The organism is Bradyrhizobium sp. BR13661 (assembly GCF_029892425.1).
GTDB lineage: Bacteria > Pseudomonadota > Alphaproteobacteria > Rhizobiales > Xanthobacteraceae > Bradyrhizobium.
In genome coordinates, this window is the sequence record NZ_JARXWB010000033.1 from 65076 (window position 1) to 90137 (window position 25062).

Annotated in this window: 25 protein-coding genes; 12 read left to right on the forward strand and 13 right to left on the reverse strand. The window is 63.9% G+C overall.

The window, feature by feature from the left end; all coding sequences use genetic code 11:
- Window positions 1-127: 127 nt before the first annotated feature.
- Window positions 128-367, reverse strand: a complete 240-nt coding sequence (locus M2427_RS35290) for a BrnA antitoxin family protein (RefSeq protein ID WP_280711419.1) — start codon at window positions 365-367, stop codon at window positions 128-130.
- A gap of 3 nt (window positions 368-370) precedes the next feature.
- Complete coding sequence (gene cysK / locus M2427_RS35295) at window positions 371-1360, reverse strand: cysteine synthase A (RefSeq protein ID WP_280711420.1); 990 nt, start codon at window positions 1358-1360, stop codon at window positions 371-373.
- Window positions 1361-1581: 221 nt separating this feature from the next.
- On the opposite strand from cysK, the gene M2427_RS35300 reads away from it, so the two are divergent.
- Complete coding sequence (locus M2427_RS35300) at window positions 1582-1800, forward strand: hypothetical protein (RefSeq protein ID WP_280711421.1); 219 nt, start codon at window positions 1582-1584, stop codon at window positions 1798-1800.
- A 10-nt stretch (window positions 1801-1810) separates the two neighbouring features.
- On the opposite strand, the gene tgt is transcribed toward M2427_RS35300, so the two are convergent.
- Window positions 1811-2959, reverse strand: coding sequence for a tRNA guanosine(34) transglycosylase Tgt (gene tgt, locus M2427_RS35305; protein ID WP_280711422.1), 1149 nt, complete (start codon window positions 2957-2959; stop codon window positions 1811-1813).
- A gap of 255 nt (window positions 2960-3214) precedes the next feature.
- Here tgt and M2427_RS35310 point away from each other — a divergent pair, with 255 nt between their 5' ends.
- The 4 genes from M2427_RS35310 to M2427_RS35325 all read left to right on the forward strand — a co-directional run bounded on the left by M2427_RS35310 (window position 3215) and on the right by M2427_RS35325 (window position 7343).
- On the forward strand, window positions 3215-4336 hold the full coding sequence (locus tag M2427_RS35310) for a patatin-like phospholipase family protein (protein ID WP_280711423.1): 1122 nt from the start codon (window positions 3215-3217) through the stop codon (window positions 4334-4336).
- Between the two features lie 146 nt (window positions 4337-4482).
- Window positions 4483-5229 (forward strand): TetR/AcrR family transcriptional regulator, encoded by a 747-nt coding sequence (locus tag M2427_RS35315; protein ID WP_280711442.1) that lies wholly within the window; start codon window positions 4483-4485, stop codon window positions 5227-5229.
- A gap of 253 nt (window positions 5230-5482) precedes the next feature.
- Window positions 5483-6088: a PepSY domain-containing protein gene (locus tag M2427_RS35320; RefSeq protein WP_280711424.1), complete on the forward strand. Its 606-nt coding sequence runs from the start codon at window positions 5483-5485 to the stop codon at window positions 6086-6088.
- Between the two features lie 217 nt (window positions 6089-6305).
- Window positions 6306-7343, forward strand: a complete 1038-nt coding sequence (locus M2427_RS35325; protein WP_280711425.1) for an aspartate-semialdehyde dehydrogenase — start codon at window positions 6306-6308, stop codon at window positions 7341-7343.
- 88 nt (window positions 7344-7431) lie between these two features.
- Here M2427_RS35325 and M2427_RS35330 read toward each other — a convergent pair whose 3' ends face one another.
- The 6 genes from M2427_RS35330 to coaD form a co-directional block, all read right to left on the reverse strand.
- The gene (locus tag M2427_RS35330; protein WP_280711426.1) at window positions 7432-7662 is read right to left on the reverse strand and encodes a hypothetical protein; all 231 of its coding nucleotides are present in this window, start codon (window positions 7660-7662) and stop codon (window positions 7432-7434) included.
- Between the two features lie 111 nt (window positions 7663-7773).
- Window positions 7774-8847 carry a tRNA preQ1(34) S-adenosylmethionine ribosyltransferase-isomerase QueA gene (gene queA, locus M2427_RS35335; RefSeq protein WP_280711427.1) on the reverse strand — a complete coding sequence of 358 codons (1074 nt, stop codon included), beginning with the start codon at window positions 8845-8847 and terminating at the stop codon, window positions 7774-7776.
- A 115-nt stretch (window positions 8848-8962) separates the two neighbouring features.
- Window positions 8963-9427, reverse strand: a complete 465-nt coding sequence (locus M2427_RS35340) for a peptidylprolyl isomerase (protein WP_128951691.1) — start codon at window positions 9425-9427, stop codon at window positions 8963-8965.
- A complete protein-coding gene (locus tag M2427_RS35345; protein WP_280711428.1) occupies window positions 9424-9849 on the reverse strand; it encodes a hypothetical protein in 426 nt (141 codons plus the stop codon). Before M2427_RS35345 ends, M2427_RS35340 begins: the two co-directional genes overlap by 4 nt.
- A gap of 7 nt (window positions 9850-9856) precedes the next feature.
- Window positions 9857-10432 carry a peptidylprolyl isomerase gene (locus M2427_RS35350; protein ID WP_280711429.1) on the reverse strand — a complete coding sequence of 192 codons (576 nt, stop codon included), beginning with the start codon at window positions 10430-10432 and terminating at the stop codon, window positions 9857-9859.
- 40 nt (window positions 10433-10472) lie between these two features.
- Window positions 10473-10967, reverse strand: a complete 495-nt coding sequence (coaD, locus tag M2427_RS35355; protein ID WP_280711430.1) for a pantetheine-phosphate adenylyltransferase — start codon at window positions 10965-10967, stop codon at window positions 10473-10475.
- A 247-nt stretch (window positions 10968-11214) separates the two neighbouring features.
- Between coaD and M2427_RS35360 the strand changes: the two genes are divergently transcribed.
- Window positions 11215-11472 (forward strand): hypothetical protein, encoded by a 258-nt coding sequence (locus tag M2427_RS35360; protein ID WP_280711431.1) that lies wholly within the window; start codon window positions 11215-11217, stop codon window positions 11470-11472.
- Window positions 11473-11773: 301 nt separating this feature from the next.
- Window positions 11774-13627: a KUP/HAK/KT family potassium transporter gene (locus tag M2427_RS35365; protein ID WP_280711443.1), complete on the forward strand. Its 1854-nt coding sequence runs from the start codon at window positions 11774-11776 to the stop codon at window positions 13625-13627.
- Window positions 13628-13649: 22 nt separating this feature from the next.
- On the opposite strand, the gene M2427_RS35370 is transcribed toward M2427_RS35365, so the two are convergent.
- The 4 genes from M2427_RS35370 to M2427_RS35385 all read right to left on the reverse strand — a co-directional run bounded on the left by M2427_RS35370 (window position 13650) and on the right by M2427_RS35385 (window position 18482).
- A complete protein-coding gene (locus M2427_RS35370; RefSeq protein WP_280711432.1) occupies window positions 13650-14438 on the reverse strand; it encodes a substrate-binding domain-containing protein in 789 nt (262 codons plus the stop codon).
- Window positions 14439-14473: 35 nt separating this feature from the next.
- A complete protein-coding gene (gyrA, locus tag M2427_RS35375) occupies window positions 14474-17212 on the reverse strand; it encodes a DNA gyrase subunit A (RefSeq protein WP_280711433.1) in 2739 nt (912 codons plus the stop codon).
- Between the two features lie 168 nt (window positions 17213-17380).
- Window positions 17381-17779 (reverse strand): DUF2306 domain-containing protein, encoded by a 399-nt coding sequence (locus tag M2427_RS35380; protein WP_280711444.1) that lies wholly within the window; start codon window positions 17777-17779, stop codon window positions 17381-17383.
- A gap of 214 nt (window positions 17780-17993) precedes the next feature.
- Window positions 17994-18482, reverse strand: coding sequence for a single-stranded DNA-binding protein (locus M2427_RS35385; protein ID WP_280711434.1), 489 nt, complete (start codon window positions 18480-18482; stop codon window positions 17994-17996).
- A gap of 446 nt (window positions 18483-18928) precedes the next feature.
- Between M2427_RS35385 and M2427_RS35390 the strand changes: the two genes are divergently transcribed.
- The 5 genes from M2427_RS35390 to M2427_RS35410 all read left to right on the forward strand — a co-directional run.
- Window positions 18929-19618, forward strand: a complete 690-nt coding sequence (locus tag M2427_RS35390) for a porin family protein (RefSeq protein ID WP_280711435.1) — start codon at window positions 18929-18931, stop codon at window positions 19616-19618.
- A gap of 154 nt (window positions 19619-19772) precedes the next feature.
- Window positions 19773-20543 carry a porin family protein gene (locus M2427_RS35395; protein WP_280711436.1) on the forward strand — a complete coding sequence of 257 codons (771 nt, stop codon included), beginning with the start codon at window positions 19773-19775 and terminating at the stop codon, window positions 20541-20543.
- A 263-nt stretch (window positions 20544-20806) separates the two neighbouring features.
- The gene (gene uvrA, locus M2427_RS35400; protein ID WP_280711437.1) at window positions 20807-23788 is read left to right on the forward strand and encodes an excinuclease ABC subunit UvrA; all 2982 of its coding nucleotides are present in this window, start codon (window positions 20807-20809) and stop codon (window positions 23786-23788) included.
- 56 nt (window positions 23789-23844) lie between these two features.
- Window positions 23845-24489 (forward strand): hypothetical protein, encoded by a 645-nt coding sequence (locus M2427_RS35405; RefSeq protein WP_280711438.1) that lies wholly within the window; start codon window positions 23845-23847, stop codon window positions 24487-24489.
- 13 nt (window positions 24490-24502) lie between these two features.
- Window positions 24503-25062, forward strand: a 560-nt coding sequence (locus tag M2427_RS35410; protein WP_280711439.1) for a DinB family protein, incomplete at its 3' end; no start/stop codon positions are given.

A 25062-nucleotide genomic window follows, 5' to 3' on the forward strand; every position in this document is an offset into this window, starting at 1 on the left:
CGGCTTACGCCGGGCTTTTTGTTGCTCTCGCCCGTCAAGGTAAGAGCACGGCGTCACCACATCCTCCGTCATTGCGAGGAAAGAGGTGTGCCTTACGCGGGCGTCTCGGCTCGCGGCAGCCGAGCGCTTACTTCCCCGCCGCCTTGCGCAGCGCCTCGTTGATGCGGTCCTGCCAGCCCGGGCCGCCTTCCTGGAAGAACTGCAGCACGTCCTGGTCGATCCGCAGCGTGATCTGCTCCTTGATGCCAGGTGCCACATTCTGCTTCGGCAGGGGCGCAGCGACCTTGGCCGTCACCTTCTTGAACGCCGCCTCGGCCTCCGACCGCGCATCGCCCAACGTGCGCGGCCGCCTCGGTTGATCCGCCATGTCCTAGATTCCCTCAAACAGAGCCGTCGAAAGATAGCGCTCGGAGAATGACGGCACGATAGCCAAAATGGTTTTTCCCGCAGCCTCCGGCCGCTTGCCGATCTCGAGCGCCGCTGCGATCGCGGCGCCCGATGAGATGCCGCCCGGGATACCCTCATGCCGCGCCAGCGCCCGTGAGGTCTCGATCGCGGTGGTCGAGTTGATCTTCACGATCTCGTCGATCACGGAGCGGTCGAGAATATCGGGCACGAAGCCCGCGCCGATGCCCTGGATCTTGTGCGGCGTGTGGGTGCCGCCTGACAGCACCGGGCTCTCCTCGGGTTCGACCGCAACCACCCGCAAGGACGGCTTGCGCGGCTTCAGGACCTGACCGACACCCGTGATGGTGCCGCCGGTACCGACGCCAGCGACGAAGTAATCGATGTTGCCCGCCGTGTCGTTCCAGATTTCCTCCGCCGTGGTGCGACGATGCACTTCGGGATTGGCGAGATTCTTGAACTGCTGCGGCATCACCGAGTTCGGGGTCGTCTTCAACAATTCTTCAGCCGTTGCGATCGCGCCCTTCATGCCTTGCGCGGCCGGCGTCAGCACCAGCTCGGCGCCGAGGAAGGCGAGCATCTTCCGTCGCTCGATCGACATCGATTCCGGCATCACCAGCTTCAGCCGGTAACCGCGCGACGCCGCGACGAAGGCGAGCGCGATGCCGGTATTGCCTGACGTCGGCTCGATCAGCACCGTATCGGGCTTGACGATGCCCGCCTTCTCCATGGCGATGATCATCGCCGCACCGATACGGTCCTTCACGCTTGCGGCGGGATTGAAATATTCGAGCTTTGCCAAGATCGTCGCGTTGACGCCGTGCATACCCGGCAACCGGCGCAGGCGCACGATCGGCGTGTCGCCGAACGCCTCGACGATCGAGTCATAGATCCGGCCGCGGCCGGGTTGGTGCGCTGCACCCGTCTTTGAACCCTTCTCGGACGATGCGTCCATGATCAACTCCCTTTGGCGACAATGCGCCCCCAGCGCAGCGTTTGCGCAGTTACGGACAGCTTGTGACGACACGCAAGCAACAATGCGGCACATGTTAAATACGCTGCATCGCAAAATCGAGTGAGCATTAATTAGCAGAAAACCAACGCATTTGTGTTGCGACCTCGTCAACTGATTCTGTCTATGCTAGACTTAGGTCTAGAAGCAGGGAGGTCACCACGATGTCAGCCATTGCTGAAGTGTTGCCGACCATCGCGCGCCACCGCGATCCGCGTTGCAGTGAGTTGCCCACCTGTCCCGTCTGCGCCGACTCCATGGTCGCCGCCGAAGCGTCTGCGTATGTGTCAGACCACGTGATCAGCTATCTCTGGACCTGCGACAATTGCGGCTACGGCTTCGTCACCAAGCACGCCGTCAAGCAGCGGATCGTGTGCAACTGATGCTGTTGCCCTAGCGCGGGGCGATGTCGCCCCTCGCCCAGTCCTCGCGCGTGCGCCGGTAGAACTCTTCGAATGTTCCATGTGCGACCGCGTCCCTGATGCCCTGCATCAGGAACTGGTAATAGGCGATATTGATTTCAGACAGCAGCATGGCCCCCAGCGTCTCGCCCGCCTTGACGAGATGGTGAAGGTAAGCGCGCGCGTAGTTGCGCGCCGACGGCCATTTGCTCTCCTCATCGAGGGGACGCGGATCGTCGGCGTGGCGGGCGTTGCGCAGATTGACCTGGCCGAAACGCGTGAAGGCGACGCCATGGCGGCCATTGCGCGTCGGCATCACGCAATCGAACATGTCGACGCCGCGCTTGACCGCTTCGAGAATGTCGTCGGGCGTGCCAACGCCCATCAGATAACGCGGCCGGTCGGTCGGCAGCGCCGGCGCGGTCTCGTCGATCATCGCCAGCATCACCGCCTGCGGCTCGCCGACGGCGAGGCCGCCGATCGCATAGCCGTGGAAGCCGATCTCGACCAACCCTTGCGCGCTCGCATGGCGCAGCTGCGGGATGTCGCCGCCCTGCACGATGCCGAACAGCATGTAGCCGTGTGGTGCGCTCTCGAAGGCGCGCTTGCTGCGCTCGGCCCAGCGCAGCGACAGGCGCATCGCCCGGTCGATGTCGTCGCGCTCGGCCGGCAGCCGCACGCATTCGTCCATCTGCATCGCAATGTCGGAGCCGAGCAAACGCTGCACCTCGATCGAGCGTTCCGGCGACAGCTCGATCTTGGCGCCGTCGATATGCGAGCGGAAGGTCACGGCGTGCTCGCTGATCTTGCGCAGGTCCGACAGCGACATCACCTGGAAGCCGCCGGAATCAGTCAGCATGGGCCCGTTCCAGCCGGTGAATTGCTGCAAGCCACCCAGGGCGTTGATGCGCTCCGCTCCGGGACGCAGCATCAGGTGATAGGTGTTGCCGAGCACGATGTCGGCGCCGGCATCGCGCACCTCGCGCCAGTGCATGCCCTTCATGGCGCCTGCCGTTCCGACTGGCATGAAGGCCGGCGTCCGCACCACGCCGTGGGGCGTGGTCAGGCGGCCGGTGCGCGCGGCACCGTCAGTGGCGAGCAGTTCGAAATGATTGGGCAGAGCGGTCTCAGTCGGATTCATGGCGGTGCTTATTGCGTGTCGGGCGAGCCCGATCAACCCGGACGATGCCCCAGATCGGGACAGCGTTGACGCGGACGTGATGCGCCCGCCGCTTGATAAACAAAACGATACAGTATAGTTTTTCTACGGGGGCTGGACGAGACGCTGCGGCAATCTGCCTGCGGCCGTAGATGCGTGATCGCCAGCCACCGACCGATGCCCCTCCCCACATGTTCGATGGACGTCTCCAGCCGCTCTGGTGGCCGGACAAAGCGCATGGGCCGCCGCCTGATCGGGTCGCTGGCGCTGGCGTGCAGCCTGGCGCTCGCCGCCTGCACCTCGATCCCCCGCACGCCCTATACGGCCGGTGATGCGAGCGGCTCGCGCGTGCTCGATATCGACGGTCTGAGGCGCTATGCCGACGAGCCCATCACCAAGTTCAGCTTCGAGCAGGACAAGGCGACCGGAAGCAGGACCTATCTGGCGCTATCGGGCGGCGGTGCCGACGGCGCCTATGGCGTCGGCGTGCTGAATGGCTGGAGTGCAGCTCGCAACCGTCCGATCTTCTCCGTCGTATCCGGCGTGAGCACCGGCGGCCTTATTGCACCGTTTGCATTCCTTGGATCGCAATATGACGACACGCTTCGCGAGCTCTACACCAGCGGCATCGCGGAGAGCCTGCTGAACGACCCCAGCATCATGCGCGTGCTGTTCGGCTCGGGCCTGTTCGGCAATACGCGGCTGCGCGAGCTCGTCGCCCGCTATGTCGGGCCGGAGATCATGGCGCAGGTCGCGCGCGAGAACGCCAGGGGCCGACGGCTGCTGGTGGTCACGACCGATCTCGACACCCAGCGCACCGCAATCTGGGACATGGGCAAGATCGCCGCGGTCGGCACGCCCGATGCGCTCAAACTGTTTCGCGACGTGATGGCGGCCTCCGCCAGCATTCCCCTGGTATTTCCGCCGATCATGATCGAGGCCGAAGGACAGGGCCGCAGGTTTCAGGAGATGCATGTCGATGGCGGCGTGACCGCGCCGGTGCTGACGCTGCCGGAGGCCCTGCTGCTGCAGGGTCGCCTGCCCGGCAATTCGAAGATGGACATCTACATCCTCGTCAACAAGAAGATCGAGCGCAACTTCGAGCTCGTCGCCAACAGCACGATCGATGTCGCCTCGCGCAGCCTGTCCGCGATCACCCAATCGCAGACGCGATCGATCATCTTCTCGACCTATGATTTTGCCCAGCGGAACCACCTCGGCTTCCATCTTTCCTACATCGAGCGCGATTATCCGGCGCCGCCGTCCGAAGGGTTCGACACTGCCTATATGCGGGCGCTCTACCAGTACGGGTATGAGAAGGCGGCAGGCAGCCGGGCCTGGACCTCGCGGATACCTTGATATCCGCGAGGCGGAACGGCATCGGTCGGTGACCGTTGACGATAAGGCCAATTCGGCCAGTTTAGCGATGACGCCCCGGCTCCTGCGCGCTATAGAGCAATGACCATCGTCACGATCGCGCAGGAATCATCGAGCATTCATTGGGCATGGGATTGGCTGCGACCAAGGCAAAGACGGCAGCGCCTCGACGCGAGGCCTCAAAATCGCGCGGCGGCCGGCCGACGAAGAGCGCTGCGATCGAACGCGATCAGCGGCTGATCGAGGTCGCGACCCGCCTGTTCCTCGACCGCGGTTTTGACGCCACTTCGCTCGACGCGGTGGCTGAGGCCGCCCGCGTCAGCAAGCCGACCGTCTATTCCCGTTACGGCGACAAGCGTGGGCTGTTCACCGCGGTGCTCCGCCGCGAGATTGCGCGCTGGCTTGCTCCACTGTCAGCGGCGGCCGAGACGCAGCTCGGCAACTCGTCCGACATTTCAGTCGAGCAGCGGCTGAACGAGATCGGGCGCGAGATGCTGTTGTTCACTTGCGGACCCGATGCCATGGCCTTCAGCCGCATGATGACGGCGCAGGCCATCAACTTCCCGGACGTCGCCAAGCTCGGCAAGGAAGAGGGCTGGCTGAAGGCCGTGGCGACCACCGCCCGCTTCTTCGACCGTCTGGTGGCGCAAGGCGCGCTTGATGTCGAGGATACCACGATCGCGGCGGAAGTGTTCCTCGATGTCGTCGTCGGCCATACCCACCGCATGGCGACGTTCGGCACGCCGATGGAGTTCAAGGCCGCCGAGAAGCGGATGCGTGCGGCGATCAAGCTGTTCCTGGCCGGGGCGATCGGACCCGCCGACCGAACGCAGACCGCAACAAAAGCCGCACAACGGCGCCGCCCCTCCCGCTGACATTTCCGTGAGACCGGTGATTTGTCCCCTTCGGACAATGGTCGCTTCGTTGACCATAACAAAACGATACGGTATTGTTTTGTTTATAGAGCGGTGCGGGCCCTTTTTTCACCAGCCCCAAAAGAGGTCCGGGCCGCTTGGATCGCCGCGACGGGTACAGCCCGTTACGGCAGTCAGCGGCCGGCCATTGCCCGTGGCCGGCCGCGAATTCTTTACGAACATCCGGCAGACTTGTTGGCCGAGGGTTTGGACCATGAGCGCGACAAGACCAGGCGTGTACGGGTTGCTGGCGATTGCCCTGTCGGGGCTGCTCGTCGCAGCGCCTGTTCGTGCAACCGTCTCGGCGGGCTCGGCACCCACCGCCCTCCACAGCGAGACAGATGGGGACGCCGCAGCGGACCGCCAGGCGGTGAGCCACGAGATCGAGCGCTTCCGCAGCTCGTCAATCTCGATCAGTCAGGCCATGGCGATTGCGGAGGCCCGCCACGCCGGCGCGACCACCGCGGATATCAGCTTTGACGGTGGTTCCGGCGTACCGGTGTACCGGGTCAAGACCCTGCATAACGACCGGATCTGGCGCTACACCGTCAACGCTGCGACCGGCGAAGTGATGGGTGGCGAGGCCGCCCTGCCCCTGGCGCAACTCGACCTCGAGGATCGCAGCAACCTCGCCGTGCTCGGCACCATCACCCATCGCCTCGCCGATGCGGTTCGCGTCGCCGAGCAGGCAGCCTCCGGCAAGGCCATCAGCGGCGGGCTGGTGCGCGAGCGCGGCCGGCTCAATTTCGCGATCGTCGTCATCAGCGGCAACGACCTCAAGGAAGTCCTGCTCGAGCCGCCGGGCGCGCGGGGCAAATAAGGTCAGCCACAATCCCGCCCGAAAGCCATTGACAGACGCCAGACTCTCCCGCATAAGTCGCCGCCATGTTCACGACCACCAAACGCACGACCAAAACCACCACGGCCTTCGGGGCCCGGGGAGGCGTGCGCGCATAGTCGTCGACTAAACGCATCAAGCTTGACCGAAGCCCCGCCCAAGATGGTCCGGGGCTTTTTTGTTGTCTCAATCGATCTCAATGGAGGACACAGTGAGTAACGATCCCGTCGTCGCGATTGTCGGCGTCACCGGTGCGGTGGGCGCCGAATTCATCGCCACCATGGACAAGCGTGGTTTTCGCGTCGGCAAGCTCAAGGCGCTCGCCAGCGCCCGCTCCGCCGGCAAGACGGTGTCGTTCCGCGGCAAGGATGTCGTCATCGAGGAATTGACCGAGCGCGCGTTCGAAGGCGTCGACATCGCGCTGTTCTCCGCCGGCAGCGGCATCTCCAAGAAGTTCGCGCCTTTAGCGGTCAAGGCCGGCGCCGTCGTCGTCGACAACTCCTCCGCCTTCCGAATGGATCCGAACGTTCCCCTCGTCATCCCCGAGGTCAACGGCAACCGCATCCGCGACCACAAGGGCATCATTGCGAACCCGAACTGCGCCGCGATCACCGCGCTGGTGCCGCTCTGGCCGATCCATCAGAACAACCGCATCAAGCGTGTCATCATCTCGACCTATCAGGCGGCCTCCGGCGCCGGCGCGGCCGCGATGGACGAGCTCGTCGAGTCCACCCGCGCCAATCTCAACGGGCAGGTCTACACGCCGAAGGTGATGCCGCATCCCTACGCATTCAATCTCTTCAACCACAACACCGCCGTCGATCCCGACACCGGTTACAACGACGAAGAGACCAAGGTCATCAAGGAAACCCGCAAGATCTTCGAGGACGACAAGATCGCCATCGGCGTCACCTGCGTCCGCGTGCCGGTGCTGCGGGCGCACTGTGAAGCCATCACCTTCGAATGCGAGAAGCCGATCAATGAGGACCAGGTCCGCGCCATCATGGCGCAGGCGCCGGGCGTGAAGATCGTCGATGACCGCGTGAAGAACTACTTCCCGATGCCGATCGATGCCTCGGGCCAGGACGACGTTCTGGTCGGTCGCATCCGCAAGGATCTCAGCGACCCCTCCGGGCATTCGATCTCGATGTTCGTGGCCGCAGATCAGCTGCTCAAGGGCGCGGCGCTCAACGCGGTGCAGATCGCGGAGCTGTTGCCGCAGCGGGTGATGGCGTAAGGAGTGAGATTCGTAAGGGTGGGTTACGCCGAGCGGTTTGCGCTTCGCGCAATCCGCGGGGCTAACCCACCCGACGGCAGTGTGATGGCTATTTGGCGGGTTCGTCCTTGCGGTCCCAGGGACGTTTGCCGTTGGCATCCTTGTCCCAGGGCCGGGCCTGCGAACTGATGCTCGCCTCGGCCTTCCTGTCTCTCTCCCGATCCGCCTTGATCTGCTCACGAATTGAAGGCTCCGTCGGCGGAAGCGTTGTCCCGGCAACGGTTTGGGCCATGCAAGGAGAGATCGTGATGAAAAGCGCGACAAGGAAAAATTTCTTCATGACCGCTTGTAGCACAACCACGAGATTTGATCCGCGAGGTTTGTAACCCGTCAGCCCGGACAAAACGACGCGGAGCTATGCGTTCACGACAGCGTTACAGCCTTGAACGTTTTACGACGGCGCACGAAACAGCAGGCACGCGTCGCCATAGGAATAAAACCGGTAGCCGCTCGCAATCGCATGCGCATAGGCGCGCTGCATCGTCTCGAGCCCCGAGAACGCCGACACCAGCATGAACAATGTCGACTTCGGCAGATGGAAATTCGTCATCAAGACATCGACCGCGCGGAAGCGGTAGCCGGGCGTGATGAAGATCGAGGTCTCGGCCGCGAACGGCTGGATGGTTCCGTCTTCGCCGGCGGCGCTTTCCAGCAACCGCAATGAGGTGGTGCCGACCGCAATGACGCGGCCACCATTTTGTCGCGCGGCATTGAGCCGTTCCGCGGTCTCCGCCGAGATCGTGCCCCACTCGGCGTGCATCTTGTGGCCGTCGGTGTCCTCGACTTTGACCGGCAGGAAAGTCCCGGCCCCGACATGCAACGTGACTCGGTTGATGCCGATGCTACGCGCGCGCAGCGCCTGCTCCAGGGCCGGCGTAAAATGCAGGCCCGCGGTGGGCGCTGCGACCGCGCCTTCGTTGGCCGCGAACATGGTCTGGTAGTCGGCGAGGTCCTGATCGTCGGGCGTCCGCTTGGAGGCGATGTAGGGCGGCAGCGGCGGACTGCCGAGATCGGCGATGGCCTGATCCAGCGCCGGACCGTGAAACGAGAAGCCGAGCGTCACCTCGCCTTCCGCGCCCTTGGCCTCGACCTCGGCGTCGAGATGGCCGAGCAGGCAGACCTTGCCTTCATTGCCGAAGCGGATGCGGTCGCCGGCGACAAGCTTCTTCGCGGGCTTCACCAGCGCCTGCCAGCGCGAGCCATCGAGGCGCTTGATCAAGGTCGCCTCGATCTTCGGCTCAGTCTCGCGGCCGATGCGGCGGCCTTTGAGCTGCGCCGCGATCACCTTGGTATCGTTGACGACCAGCTGGTCGCCGGGCCTCAGCCATTGCGGCAGATCGGCAATGATCTGGTCGCGCAGTGCGCCGTTCTCGACGACCAGCATCTTCGCGGAGTCGCGCGGCTGCGCGGGGCGCAACGCGATGCGCTCGGGCGGCAGGTCGAAATCGAAAAGGTCGGTGCGCATGTTTCACTAGCACCGTCGTTCCGGACGCCGCGCCTTGAGCGCGGCGATCCGGAATCCCGAGATTGTGGCACGAGATTCCGGGTTCGCGCTTCGCGCGCCCCGGAATGACGGATAACTATTCCTTATCCGCCGCCATGCGCGCCTTGACGATCTTGTCCGGGTTCTGCACCGGCTCGCCGCGCTTGATCTTGTCGACGTTCTCCATGCCCTCGGTGACCTTGCCCCACACCGTGTACTGGTTGTCGAGGAAGCGGGCATCATCGAAGCAGATGAAGAACTGGCTGTCGCCGGAATCCGGGCTCGCGGCGCGCGCCATGGAGGTGGTGCCGCGCACATGCGGCTCCTTGTTGAACTCGGCCTTCAGCTTCTTGCCGGAGCCACCGGTGCCGGTGCCGTGCGGGCAGCCGGTCTGCGCCATGAAGCCCTCGATCACGCGATGGAACACGATGCCGTCGTAGAAGCCTTCGCGGACCAGCTCCTTGATGCGCGCGACATGGCCGGGCGCGAGGTCCGGGCGCATCTCGATGGTGACGGGGCCCTGCGTGGTCTCGAGGATCAATGTGTTTTCGGTGACGCTCATGCTCGTCTCTCTTGCGTTGGAGGTGAAGTCTTGTCGGGTGACGTTTTGCGGCTACGGAACTGAATCGCGAATGGACGTCCCGCGGCGGCGCCGGCCATTGCATCGGTAAATGGCACCGGCGTGCAGCGTTGCAACGCCTCCATCACCGCGATCCGGTATTGCAGCCGGTCATTGTCGGAGGCCCCCTCGGATTCATAGGTAATCCTCGGATGGCCCAGAATGTTGCCGGACCGGTTAAAGCTCACCACGACGGTGATGTCGAGTGGGCGGGCCTTGGCAGGCGGCGGCGGCTTCCAGCAGTTCCGCAAGTGCTGGAAGATGTCCTGGATGGTGTTGACGGGCGCGTCCTCGGCGGCCGCACCGGTGATGCTGAGCAACAGCGCTGCCGCAGCGAACAGGAGCCTGTCGCCGCCGCGCGCCATCGTCTCGCTACTTGATGTCGGAGGCGACCTGCACCTTCACCATCTTGTCGGGATCGGTGACGGTACCGCCCGGCGAGCCCGCCGGCGCCTTCTTCAGCTTGTCGACCACATCCATGCCCTGCACGACCTCGCCGACCACCGTGTACTGGCCGTCGAGGCTGCCGCCGTCGGCGAACATGATGAAGAACTGCGAGTTGGCGGTGTCGACGCTGTCGCCGCGCCGGGCCATGCCGACGATGCCGCGAGCGAAATGGACCTTGGAGAATTCCTGCTTCAGGTTCGGATATTTCGAGCCGCCCGTGCCGTTGCCGTTCTGGCCGTCGCCGGTCTGGGCCATGAAGCCGTCCATCACGCGGTGGAACGGCACGTTGTTGTAGAAGCCCTCGCGCGCCAGCTGCTTGAGACGCTCTGCGTGCTGCGGCGCTAGGTCGGTCCTGAGCTTGATGACGATACGGCCCTTGGTGGTATCGATGACGAGCGCATTGGCCTTGTCGAGATTGGCCGGCAGCTGCTGCGCCACAACAGGGACTGCACCGACAAGCGCGACGAACATCGTGGCAAGAATTGCGAGACGACGGATCATGGAAACTCCGGATCAGGTGAGATGAAAATGCGCGCCGTTTTCAGGCGAATTTGGCCTTGAGAAGGGATGCAACGAGCGGCGGGACAAAGGCCGAGACGTCTCCGCCCATGCCTGCGATCTGGCGCACCAATGTGCCGCTAATCGGGCGGACCAGAGGTGAGGCCGGCAGAAAGACGGTTTGTACCTCAGGCACCATGGTGCCGTTCATTCCGGCGAGTTGCATCTCGTAGTCGAGGTCCTTGCCGTCGCGCAGACCCCTGATCATGATGGTCGCACCATATTTGCGGGCCGCGGTGACCGCGAGATCATCGTAGGTCACGGCCTCGAACGTGCAGCCGGCCTGGGCCGCCACTGGCCCGCAGACGTCAAGGAGCATCTTGAGCCGCTCCTCGGTCGAGAACAGCGGCTTCTTGCCGGGATGGATCCCGACCGCGACCACCAGGCGGTCGCACAGCGGGACACTGCTCCGGACCACGTCCAGATGGCCGTTGGTGATGGGGTCGAAGGAACCTGGGTAAAAGGCAATGCGCGGCATGGCCACGTCCTACCCCGCCCGGCCCTGCCCGGCAAGCCGGGCGGTTTCCCTGCCGGTTTTTGCGCCAGTCCATGTCGGAAGCACCCGGTTTGTTTCGTCCTCGGGGCACCACGAAACAAAACCAGACCCCAATGAAACCATTTCCTGCATCGGCGAAGACGTCCGGAAACTGGCCATGGTTACTAATCCGGCCAACGAACGACGGGCCGCAAACTGGGCGTAGCGGCCGCATCACAGGGGACCGTCAATGATCAAGGCTCTTTCAGCGATCGCTCTTGCTGCGTGTGTTGCTGCCACCCTCACCCTCCTGCCCGGTTTTGCACCGACCGTCGAAGCCAGCGTGCCGCAGCCGCTCGCCAAGAGCGATCGGCTCGACATCAAGACGATCGGACGGGATTGCTCACAGCAGGCTTGGCCGAATTTCGAGGCCTCCTGCCTGCGCCGCGCCGGCACCAAGGCTCAAATCCGCGTCGCTCGCCTCGTGACTGCGGATCGCACGCCGTAGAGCATGACCCGGAAAAGTGCGCAGCGGTTTTCCGAAAAGGTGATGCTCAAACAATAACCTAAAGCGCGATGATGATTCATCCTGGTCTCATCGCGCTTTAGCCGGTCTGTCAGCTCAGCGTCATAAACCTCTATCACCCCCAAGATAAATCTCGTGGATATTTGCGACGTGTCGTCGCAGACTGTCTGACGCTCGCGCCCCTCGGAATGGCCCGACGGGGCGCGATCCCATTGAGGGGTCGCCATTGTCCAGCACGCCCGCAGTCGCTTCCGGCCATCACCCCAATCCGCTTCCGATTGCCATGACCATGGGCGCCCTCGGGGTGGTCTATGGCGATATCGGCACCAGCCCCCTCTACGCGCTGAAGGAAGCCGCCAAGGCGGCCGCCCATGGCGGCACGGTGACACAAGACGCTGTCCTTGGCGTTGCCTCGCTGATCCTCTGGGCGCTGCTTCTGATCATCTCGCTGAAATATGCGCTGCTGATCCTGCGCGCGGACAACCGGGGCGAAGGCGGCATCGTTGCACTGCTGGCGCTGCTCCACGCCCGCCACGCCCAACCAGGCACCTGGCGCGCCCATCTGCTGGTCGTCGGCCTGATTGGCGCGGCACTGCTCTATGGCGACGGCGCGATCACGCCGGCCATCTCGGTGCTGTCAGCCATCGAAGGCCTCAAGGTCGACGCCCCCTCGCTCTCACCGGTCGTGGTGCCCCTGACCATTGCCATCCTGGTCGGCCTGTTCTTCATGCAAAAGCAAGGCACCGGCTTCATCGGCCGCATCTTCGGACCGGTGATGCTGGCCTGGTTCATCGTGCTGGCCGCGCTCGGCATCCACGGCATCATTAAGGCACCTGCGGTGCTGGCGGCGCTCAGCCCGTTCTATGCCCTGGACTTCCTGATCCACCAGGACTTTGCGGTCTCCTTCGCGATCCTTGGTGCCGCCTTCCTTGCGGTCACCGGCGGTGAGGCGATGTATGCCGACATGGGGCATTTCGGCCGCCTGCCGATCCGGCTCGCCTGGTTCGCGATCTGCCTTCCCGCACTGGTGCTGAACTATTTCGGCCAGGCCGCGCTGCTCATCAGCGATCCCAGCATGATCGAGAATCCGTTCTTCCAGCTCTGCCCTGACTTTCTCCATTACGCACTGGTCGCGTTCTCGGCGGTGGCGACCGTGATCGCCTCGCAGGCCATCATCTCCGGCGTGTTCTCGCTGACCCAGCAGTCGATCCAGCTCGGCTTCCTGCCGCGCATGCAGATCCGCCACACCACGAGCGATGCGATCGGCCAGATCTATGTGCCGCTGGTGAACTGGCTGCTCGCCGCGGCAACGCTCGGCGCAGTCCTCGCCTTCGGCACCTCGGACGCCCTCGCCGGCGCCTATGGCATCGCGGTCTCGCTGCTGATGGCGATCACCACGCTGCTCGCAGCCCTGGTCGCGATCCAGTGGGGCTTTTCGCCCTGGCTCATCGTGGCCGTCAACGGCTTCTTCTTCGTCATCGACATGATCTTCTTCGCGGCCAACTCGATCAAGCTGTTCGAGGGCGGCTGGTTTCCGCTGCTGCTCGCCGGCCTCGTCGCCTTCCTGATGCTGACCTGGCGCGCCGGCGTGAAGCTCGTCGAAGCCGCGCGCGCAAAGCTGCGCCAGCCCGAAGAAGATCTGATCGAGACTGCGGTCAACAAATGCAGCGCGCGCCTGCCCGGCACCGCCGTGTTCCTGGCATCGGCGCCGAAAGGCGTGCCGCTGGCGCTGACGCAATTCGTCAAGCACAATCACGTGCTGCATGAACGCATCATCCTGGTCACCGTGCTGATCGAGGAGCTGCCTCATATCCCCGACCAGGACCGCGCCGAGGTGATCGAGATCATCCCCGGCATCACCCGCGTGATCCTGCATTACGGCTTCATGCAGAACCCGACGATCTATGAAGGACTGACGCTCGCCTGCCGCCAGGGCCAGCTGCCAGGCATCGACCTCTCCGACATCACCTATTATGTCGGCCGCGAGACCATCATCCCGCGCGAGGACGTTCCCGGCATGTGGGTCTGGCGCGAAGGCCTGTTCGCCTTCCTCCAGCGCAACGCTGAACGCTCGGCCGCGTTCTTCGGCGTGCCGACCAAGCAGGTGGTGGAGTTCGGCACAGAGCTGGAGATTTAGGAAGGCCGTCCAGCCTCGCCCTTCAATGCGGCGGCAAGGGCTTCAATCCGTTCTTGGTGATCACGGCTGCAGCATCCGCGGAGGAGAGGAAGTGCAGCAGCGCCAGCGCAGCATCAGGCTGTTGCGAGTTCGCGGGAATAGCGCCGACATAGAGCGTCGGCGGCTGAATCTCGGACGGCACCGTGCCGACGAAATCGATGCCGGGCACGTGGATCATTTCGGCGACCTGCTGGAAACCGATCTCGGCTTCCCCGCGTGCGACGACGGCAGCGACGGGCTCACCCGAAGGCGGCCCGCGCACCTTGCGCGTCTTGCCGGCGATTTCATCGGCAATGCCGAGTTTCTTGAAGCCGACGTTGGACAGATAGGTGCCGCTGGAACTGTCCGAATAGGCAATGGATTTGGCTGCCAGCAGTGCCTTGCGCAGCGCGTCCACAGTGCTGATGTCGGGCTTGGGTTGCCCGGCCCGGACCACCATGCCGATGAAGGATTCCGCGAGCGGCATCCGGCTTCCGGGCCGCGCCAGATTGCGCTGCTCCAGCAGGTCCACGCCACTGCCGTCCATGATCACCACGTCGGCCGGCTCGCCATGGGACAGACGCGTCGGAATCGCTTCCGGTGAATCACCGACCGAAGGACCGCGCGTCGTGACGAGCTTGTGTCCCGTCGATTTCTCGAAGGCCGGACCAAGCTCCTCATAGACGGCAAAGAACCCGGCCGAAATCATCACCTTGACGTCAGCGGCTGCAACGCCGGTCGCTGTTGCGATGGTGACCAGGACAGCGATCAGGCAAGCAAAGCTTCGCGGCATGGAACCTCTCCCAACGTCGGCCCAGGCCACGCCAACTACGCCCCGTTGCCGTTCTCCCCATTCCCGCTCTCGGCCTCTTCGGTGATGTGCTCGACCGAGACGACATGCTCGTCCTCGGCGGTATCGAACACGATCACGCCTTGCGTCGAGCGGCCGGCGATGCGGATGCCCTCGACCGGGCAGCGGATCAGCTGGCCCTTGTCGGTGACCAGCATGATTTGATCCGCATCTTCCACGGGAAAGGACGCGACCAGATTGCCGTTGCGGTTGCTGACGCTCATGGCGACGATGCCTTTGCCGCCGCGGCCCGTGGTGCGGTACTCGTAGGACGAGGTCCGCTTGCCATAGCCGTTGACCGAAACGGTCAGCACGACCTGCTCGGCCGCCGACATCTCGATGTAGCGCTCCTGCGGAAGCTGGAAGCTGCCGGAGGTCTCCTCCGCCTCGGCATCCACCGCAGCCTCTTCGCTCGCGGCCTCGCCGGCGACCGCGCGGCGCATCTTGAGGTACGCCGAGCGTTCGTCCGAGGTGGTCTCGACATGGCGCAGGATCGCCAGCGAAATCACCTTGTCACCCTCGCCAAGCGCAATGCCGCGCACGCCCATCGAGGTGCGCCCGGTGAACACGCGCACGTCGGGGACCGGGAAGCGGATGCACTGGCCGCCGGCCGCGGTCAGCAGCACGTCGTCGCGCTCGGTGCAGATCTGCACGTCGACGATCGCCTCACCCTCGTCGAGCTTCATCGCGATGATGCCGGAGCGGCGGACGTCGACGAAGTCGGACAGCTTGTTGCGCCGGACGTTGCCGCCTGTGGTGGCGAACATCACGTCGAGGTTGCCCCAAGTCGATTCATCCTCGGGCAGCGGCATGATCGTGGTGATGCGCTCGCCCTGCTCCAGCGGCAGGATGTTGATCAGCGCCTTGCCGCGCGCGTTCGGCGCCGCCATCGGCAGGCGCCAGACCTTTTCCTTGTAGACCTGGCCACGCGACGAGAAGAACAGCACCGGAGTGTGAGTCGATGCCACAAAGAGCCGGCTGACGAAATCCTCGTCGCGGGTCTGCATGCCGGCGCGGCCCTTGCCGCCGCGGCGCTGGGCGCGATAGGCCGACAGCGGCACGCGCTTGACGTAACCGGCGTGCGACACGGTCACGACCATGTCCTCGCGCTGGATCAGGTCCTCGTCCTCGACCTCGCCTTCCTGCTCCATGATCACGGTCTTGCGCGGCGTGGCGAACTCGGCCTTCACTTCGGCAAGCTCGGTCTTGATGATATCAAGCACGCGCTCGCGCGAGCGCAGGATGTCGAGATAATCGGCGATCTCGACGGCGAGTTTGGAGAGTTCGTCGCCGATCTCCTCACGGCCGAGAGCGGTCAGGCGCTGCAGACGCAGGTCGAGAATGGCTCTCGCCTGCTCCATCGACAATCGGATCGTACCGTCCGGGCTGATGCGGTGGCGAGGATCGTCGATCAGCGTCAGCATGTCCTCGACGTCGCGCGCCGGCCAATCGCGCGACATCAGGGTGTCGCGGGCGGTGGTCGGGTCGGGCGAGGTCCGGATGACGCGGATCATCTCGTCGATATTGGCAACCGCGATCGCCAGACCGACCAGGATATGCGCGCGATCGCGCGCCTTGGCGAGCAGGTACTTGGTGCGTCGCGTGACGACCCGCTCACGGAAGTCGACGAAGATCGCCAGCAGGTCCTTCAGATGCATGATCCGCGGACGGCCGCTGTCGAGCGCAACCATATTGACGCCGAAGCTGGTCTGCAGCGGGGTGAACCGGTACAGCTGGTTCAGCACCACGTCCGGCACGGCGTCGCGTTTCAATTCGATGACGACGCGGTAGCCGTCGCGATCGGATTCATCGCGCAGGTCGCCGATGCCCTCGATCTTCTTTTCCTTGACCAGCTCGGCGATGCGCTCGACCATCGTCGCCTTGTTCACCTGGTAGGGAATCTCGGTGACGATGAGCGCCTCGCGCTCCTTGCGGATGGTCTCGATCGCGACCTTGCCGCGCATCACGATCGAGCCGCGGCCAAGGTGATAGGCGGAGCGAATGCCCTGACGTCCGAGGATGACGCCGCCGGTCGGGAAATCCGGTCCCGGCACGATGTTGATGAGCTCGTCGATGGTCAGCGCAGGGTTGTCGATCAGCGCGACGCAGGCATCGATGACCTCGCCGAGATTGTGCGGCGGAATGTTGGTTGCCATGCCGACCGCGATGCCGCCGGCGCCGTTGACGAGAAGGTTCGGGAACTTGGCCGGAAGGACCGACGGCTCGGTCTCGTTGTTGTCGTAGTTCGGCTGGAAGTCGACGGTGTCCTTGTCGATGTCGGCCAGCAGCGCCAGCGCGGCCTTGGTCAGGCGCGCTTCGGTGTAACGATAGGCAGCCGGGGGATCGCCGTCGACCGAGCCGAAATTGCCCTGGCCGTCGATCAGCGGCACGCGCATCGAGAAGTCCTGCGCCATGCGGACCATGGCGTCGTAGATCGACTGGTCGCCGTGCGGGTGATACTTACCGATGACGTCGCCGACCACGCGGGCGGACTTGACGTACTTCTTGTCGGGCGTGTGCCCCTGCTCGTTCATCGAGTAGAGGATGCGGCGATGCACCGGCTTCAGGCCGTCGCGGGCATCGGGCAACGCGCGCGCCACGATCACGCTCATGGCGTAGTCGAGATACGACTTCTTCATCTCCTCGAAGATGGAGACGGGGCGAATATCCGAGGGTTGCGCCGGCTGGTCGCCGGGCTTGTTGTCGTCGTCAGCCAAGTGGGAATCCGGTGAGGTTTTATCTGGGAATCATATAGCGCATCGACGCCCTGATAACCACCCTTGGGGGCTTCCGGGAAGCGCTTTTTCCGACTGTTTTTCCAGAGACTTACGCCCTGCCCGGCACCACCTCTGGCGGGACCCGAAGGTGCCGGGCGGAACCGCCCGTCATGCCCCGAAAAACACGCTGTGCATGATGCGCCCGGGCAGCAACGTAAACAGTCCCGCCACCACCAGCGCGCCGGTAAAAATGAAGATCATGGTCCACCGATGAGCGGCAACGCGATGCGTGTGGGCCCGCCACACTGCGATCGGCAGCATCACCAGCGTGAAGATCGACAGCAGGTGGATCGGGCTGAACGGCCCGACCAGGCGGATCTGGTGGATCCAGAACGACGAGGCCGCCACCACAGCCATCAGCGCCACCCAGATCCAGCCGATCGTCCGGTGCGGCAGCGTGCCCTTGGGCGCGGCGAACTGGACCAGGCCGAGCACAAAGGCCGCCATGGCCGCGAAGGCGTGCAGTGGGATTGCCGGAGCGGCATCAAGCAGGGGCGCAAGGCTCATGTGACCAAGGCTCATGTGGTGCACTCTCCGACCAGGCCATCGACCATGTGAATATGATTAACATTAAGTTAATACCATTCACATCGCGGCCCGTCAAAGGCTTGAGGCAGCACATGAGACCAGCCCGGAAAACCGAGCTTGGCCTGCCAATTGATAAGAAATCCTGCCGCTTTACGCGAGCAAGGCAAAGTTCGAAGCGAAGCCGCGCTTCGCCTCAGAACGGGATATCGTCGTCCATGTCGTTGTTGCGGCCGCCAGCGGCAACCGCGCGGCGCGGTGCGCTGCTGACCGGACCGGACGAGCCGAAATCGCCGCCCGGCTCGTCGCCGAAGCTGCCGCCGCCCCCGCCACCACGGCCGTCGAGCATGGTCAGCGTCGAGTTGAAGCCCTGGAGCACGACCTCGGTCGAGTACTTCTCAGCGCCCTGCTGATCGGTCCATTTGCGGGTCTGCAGCGCACCCTCGATGTAAACCTTGGCGCCCTTCTTCAGGTACTGCTCGGCGACCTTGCAGAGCCCTTCGTTGAAGATCACGACCCGATGCCACTCGGTCTTTTCCTTGCGCTCGCCGGTGTTCTTGTCACGCCAGGTCTCGGACGTGGCGATGCTCAAATTCGCGATCGGCCGCCCGTCCTGAGTACGGCGGATTTCCGGATCCTTGCCGAGGTTTCCGACCAGAATGACCTTGTTGACGCTTCCCGCCATCACCGCTCTCCGTTCCAAATGCCACTGAATTTCGAAAAGGCGCGCCCGCGCTGCTGCCTGTTGGGCCGACCCTATACGCTCACGAGCGCCGGACGGCCCGCCACGCCCTCGGTTATCCCCACATATAGCATCGGCTGAACATTTGTTCCAGATTTGTTCCCATCAAAAATGATGCGACTCAAGCGTGCACAGCAACAGCTCGCACCGCGAGGCACGCCACAAGATCATCCAGGAATCGAAGCCGGCCTCGCGCCGGCCTTCGTTTTTGTTTTTGTTCCCAATGAGAACCATAGGTCAGTGACTATTACATTTTGTATCCGTTGTGGCATTTGAGAGACACAACTTGCAGCTTCACTAGTGTATGCACGTCCCAGTTGGACCAAAGCGTCCGATGTCCTTCCGTCAGACGGAAGGCAACAACAGAAACTGGGACTGGGATTTCGAAAATGAAGAAGGTTTTGCTGGCTTCGGCCGCTCTGATCGCTCTCACCGGCGCCGCTTCGGCTGCCGATCTGGCGGCGCGCCCCTACACCAAGGCCCCGGTCGCTGTGGCCTCGGTCTACAACTGGACCGGCTTCTACCTCGGTATCGTCGGTGGCGGCGCGTGGGAAGCTGCCTCTGGCGATCCGAAGATGAAGGGTGGCTTCGTCGGCGGCACCGCCGGCTACAACTGGCAGACCGGCAACGTCGTGTTCGGTGTCGAGGCCGATGGCGCCTGGGCTGACGTCAGCGCGACGGCCGCTGGTACGGTTTTCGTCCCCGGCGTCGGTGGCGTGCCCGCCTCGCTCACCTCAAAGACCGACGCGATGGGCACCGTGCGCGGCCGCATCGGCTACGCCGTCAACAATGTCCTGTTCTACGGCACCGGCGGCTACGCTTGGATCGACAACAAGCTCACCGCCACCTTGGGCGCCGCATCGGTCTCCGACAGCAAGTTCCACTCCGGCTGGACCGTCGGCGCAGGCGTCGAAGCGTTCTTCGCTCCGCAGTGGTCGGTCAAGGGCGAGTACCTCTATCGCAGCCTCGGCGGCGAGACCTACTTCTCGGGCGCCATTCCCCTCGGCACCCTCAACCTTCACACCGTGCAGGTCGGCGTGAACTATCACTTCAACGGCCCGGTGGTTGCCAAGTACTAAGCGAAGTCCGGAGCTTCGTCTCCAACGCCATCGCGTATCGAAAGGCCGGCCTTGCGCCGGCCTTTTTGTTTTCGCGGCCCGGCCCGCCCAACCGTCAAGGAATCGTGGAGCGCATCGTCGCGCGCGAATGGACTGGGCGAGTTGGGGATCTGACATGAAGACTTGCGCGCTGAAGAGTTGGGCGCTGGCCGCGATCGGCCTGTTCGCACTCGGCGCAGCCGCGCCGGCTGGCGCGGCGGATCTCCCGCTCTATGGCAAGGCGCCGGTGGCGCCTGTGCCCGCGCTCGAATGGACCGGCGTCTATGGCGGCCTCAACGGTGGCGGCGGCCTTGGCCATACCTGCTGGAGCATTGTCGGCGTCGGCGGCGTTGCGATCGACCCGCCTGTCGGCGAAGGCTGCCATGATGCCAGCGGCGGCACGGTTGGTGCCCAGCTCGGCTATCGCTGGCAGAAGGCGCGCTGGGTTCTCGGCGTCGAAGGCCAGGGCAACTGGGCCGACTTCAAGGGCAACAATCTGAGCCAGGCGCTGGCGCCGCTGAACAACCGCACAAGGATCGACAGCTTCGGTCTGTTCACAGGCCAGCTCGGTTACACCGCGAACAGCGTGCTGTTCTACGGCAAGGCGGGCGCAGCCGTCACTCACGACAAATACGACGAGTTCGTTCCCGGCATCGGCGTGGTGTCCAACACGCTCAGCCAGACCCGCTGGGGCTATAGCGCCGGCTTCGGCGTGGAATACGCCTTTGCCGAGAACTGGTCGGTCGGCGGCGAATACGACCATCTGTTCCTCGGTCATCACGGCGGCATTCTCACCAACACGGTCGTCGCCCCGTTGGCCCGCACCGAGCGGATCGGCCAGGACGTCGATATCGGGATGATCCGCGTCAACTACCGCTGGGGTGGCCCCGTCGTAGCCAAATACTGAGATTGGCAGCCAAATTCAGCACCGTCTGAGGCCGGCCTCGCGCCGGCCTTTTGCTGTTCCACTCAGGGCAATGGCCATTAGCTGCTGCCAGGTCCCGCCAGCGCGCCAACAATCCGTTGACGATTCGCAAGTCCCACTGGAAATCTGTCTCCGTTCTTCCTACGTTCGCTGGCAACCCCATCGGCGCCGATCCCGGTTCCGGGCGAAGCGCGCCTGTACGTTGGCGCGATCGCGCGCTTTTGGATTCCTCGAGGGCCAGCGGAATGGATGAAGTGATCAAGGCCAAGCGCCAACAGCAGAACGCGGGCTCGAGCTTGCGCGCAATTACGATCCGTGGCGCGCGCGAGCACAACCTCAAGAACATCGACGTCGAAATTCCCCGCGACAAGCTGGTGGTGTTCACGGGGCTATCTGGCTCGGGCAAATCCTCGCTCGCCTTCGACACCATCTACGCCGAAGGCCAGCGCCGCTACGTCGAGTCGCTCTCGGCCTATGCCCGCCAGTTCCTGGAGATGATGCAGAAGCCCGATGTGGACCAGATCGACGGACTGTCGCCGGCGATCTCGATCGAGCAGAAGACGACCTCGAAGAACCCGCGCTCGACCGTCGGCACCGTCACCGAGATCTACGACTATATGCGTCTGCTGTGGGCGCGCGTCGGCGTGCCCTATTCGCCTGCCACGGGACTGCCGATCGAAAGCCAGACCGTCTCGCAGATGGTCGACCGCGTGCTGGCGCTGCCCGAAGGCACCCGCCTCTATCTGCTCGCGCCCGTGGTGCGCGGCCGCAAGGGCGAGTATCGCAAGGAGCTCGCTGAATGGCTCAAGAAGGGCTTTCAGCGCGTCAAGATCGACGGCACCTTCTATGAGCTCGCCGAAGCGCCAACGCTCGACAAGAAATTCCCGCACGACATCGACGTCGTCGTCGACCGCATCGTCGTGCGCGCCGATATCGGCCAGCGCCTCGCCGAAAGCTTTGAGACCGCGCTGAAGCTCGCCGAGGGCCTGGCGGTGATCGAGTATGCCGATGCACCGGCAGCCGCTGCCGCGCCTGCGGAAGAGAAAAAGAAGACGGCAAAAATCCACGACAAGAGCGGGCCCGAGCGCATCCTGTTCTCGGAGAAATTCGCCTGCCCCGTCTCCGGCTTCACCATTCCCGAGATCGAGCCCAGACTCTTTTCCTTCAACAACCCCTACGGCGCCTGCCCGGCCTGCGGCGGCCTCGGCGTCGAGCAGCATGTCGACGAGGACCTCGTCATCCCCGACAAGGAGCTGGCGATCGGCAAGGGCGCGATCGCGCCCTGGGCCAAATCGTCGTCGCCCTATTACACGCAGACGCTGACCGCGCTCGGCAAGCACTACAAGTTCACGCTCACCACCAAGTGGAAGGATCTGCCGAAGAAGACGCAAAACGCGATCCTGCACGGCTCCGGCGAGGACGAGATCAAGTTCTCCTATGAGGATGGCGTCCGCTCCTACGACACCAAGAAGCCGTTCGAAGGCGTCATCACCAACATCAACCGCCGCTATCGCGAGACCGAGAGCGAGTGGGCGCGCGAGGAGCTGGCAAAATATTTCCACGACGTGCCCTGCGGCGCCTGTAACGGCTTCCGGCTCAAGCCCGAGGCGCTTTGCGTCAAGGTCGGGGCCAAACATATCGGCGAGATCTCCGAGCTGTCGGTCAAGGCCGCTGGCGCCTGGTTCGAGACCGTGCCTGCGGCGCTGAACGCGCAGCAGAACGAGATCGCCGGCCGCATCCTCAAGGAGATCCGCGAGCGCCTCACCTTCCTGCTCGACGTCGGCCTCAACTACCTCACGCTCTCCCGCTCCTCCGGCACGCTGTCCGGCGGCGAGAGCCAGCGCATCCGCCTGGCCTCGCAGATCGGATCGGGGCTGACGGGCGTGCTCTACGTGCTCGACGAGCCCTCGATCGGCCTGCATCAGCGCGACAATGCGCGCCTTCTGGATACGCTGAAGCGGCTTCGCGACCTCGGCAACACCGTGATCGTGGTCGAGCATGACGAGGATGCCATTCGGCTCGCCGACTACGTGCTCGACATCGGCCCCGGCGCCGGCATGCATGGCGGCAACATCGTTGCCGAAGGCACGCCCGACGAGATCATGCGCAACCCGAAATCGCTCACCGGCAAGTACCTGACCGGCGAGCTCGAGGTCGAGGTGCCGGAACGGCGTCCGCCGAACCATCGCCGCACCATCAAGGTGGTGAACGCTCGCGGCAATAACCTCAAGAACGTCACGGCCGAGATTCCGCTCGGCCTGTTCACGGCGGTCACCGGCGTCTCCGGCGGCGGCAAGTCGACGCTTCTCATCGACACGCTCTACAAGGCGATCGCGCGCAAGCTGAACAATGCCAGTGAGGGCGCTGCCCCGCATGACCGCATCGAGGGCCTGGAGCATATCGACAAGATCATCGATATCGACCAGTCGCCGATCGGCCGCACGCCGCGCTCCAACCCCGCGACCTACACCGGCGCGTTCACGCCGATCCGCGAATGGTTCGCCGGCCTGCCCGAAGCGAAAGCGCGCGGCTACGAACCCGGGCGCTTCTCCTTCAACGTCAAGGGCGGCCGCTGCGAGGCCTGCCAGGGCGACGGCGTCATCAAGATCGAGATGCACTTCCTGCCCGACGTCTACGTCACCTGCGACGTCTGCAAAGGCAAGCGCTACAACCGCGAGACGCTGGAGGTGCTGTTCAAGGGCAAGTCCATCGCCGACGTGCTCGACATGACCGTCGAGGAAGCCGCCGAGTTCTTCAAGGCGGTGCCGCGCGTGCGCGAGACTTTCCAGACGCTGCACCGCGTCGGCCTCGACTATATCCATGTCGGCCAGCAGGCCACCACGCTCTCAGGCGGCGAAGCCCAGCGCGTCAAGCTGGCAAAGGAGCTGTCAAAACGCGCCACCGGCCGCACGCTCTACATCCTGGACGAGCCGACCACCGGCCTGCACTTCCACGACGTCAAGAAGCTTTTGGAGGTGCTGCACGAGCTGGTCGCGCAAGGCAACACGGTCGTCGTCATCGAGCACAATCTCGAAGTCATCAAGACGGCAGACTGGGTCATCGACCTCGGCCCCGAAGGCGGCGACGGCGGCGGCGAGATCGTCGCCTGGGGCCCGCCCGAGGACATCGCCAAGGCGCCGCGGAGCTACACCGGAAAATTCCTGGAGCCGGTGCTGAAGAAGGCGCGGAAGCCGAAGCGGCGGAGCACGAGCGAGGCGGCGGAGTAGATCGAGAGGAACTCCGCTTTCCCTTCTTATGCCGCACGCCCGTCACGGAACCGCTAATGGCGACTGAATGGTTTCGCAAAACTACCTGGTCCGAAGAGGATCAGACGGATTTTTGGCAGCGCTTGGCGAGAGCGAGGGCGCACAATCGGGCACAATACATCTTCATCCAGGGACATACCCTGATGGAGACGGGCTCACAGTACTGGAGGGCTGCAACTTCTCTCTTTGATCATGTGATCGAAGGCTACCCCGACTCAATCAACTTCGTTCAGGCGCTTTCCGCGAAGGCGGACTGCCTCTTGGGTTCGGGAGATGTTGATCGGGCTATCTATTACTACGATCGCGCGATCGAACAGATGCGCATCACGCCCAATATCAAGACCTGGGCATGGCTTGATTTGGCATGGCTCGTCGCAGCGAGAAGACTGTCTCGCGAGTATGAGAAGACCCTTGGTCTACTCGATGAGTTCGGGGCCGCGCCGCAGCCGTTTCCGGTGGTCGCGTTCCGAATTCACGGGAGCCGCGCTCTCATTCAATCTGCGCGCGGTCTAACCGACTTGGGGGCGCAGGCCGCGCGAATTGCTCTTGGCTTCGCAGACATGGAGTCGTCCGGACTACGCTACCATCCGAAGATCGGCGTAGTCGGGACAAGATACGAAGACATTCGCGCACAGTTAACGGCAATAGCCCTGAGCAAATAGCAGGAGAACCGACATGTCCGCCGGGCTCGTGCAAACCTACCGCGCCTTCGCCTACAACAATGCCTGGGCGAACCATCGTCTGCTCACCGCTTGCGCCGGTCTGAGCCAGGCTGAATTCGACGCCCCGCGGACCGGCTTCTTCCCGAGCCTGCAGCGCACACTGAACCACATCTACGTCATCGACCTCTTCTACATCGATGCACTCGAAGACGGCTGGCTCGGGCCGCGCGCCTGGGCGAACGAGGTGCCCTACCCATCGCTTTCCGAATTGAAGCCCGCTCAAGCCGCAATGGACAAGCGCCTGCTCGCGATCTGCGATGCGTTGACGCCTGAGCTGCTCGACGGCAATGTCCGGATCAACCGCGATACGCGGGTCCAAACCGAGCGGCGTGACCGGCTGCTCATGCATCTCTTCCAGCATCAGATTCATCATCGCGGCCAGGCGCACGCCATGCTGTCGGAAACATCTGTGGCGCCGCCACAACTCGACGAGTTTTTCGCAGAGGGAGAAGCGCCGCTTCGCGCCGGCGAGTTTGCCGAGCTTGGATGGACCGAGGAGACGGTTTGGGGGTC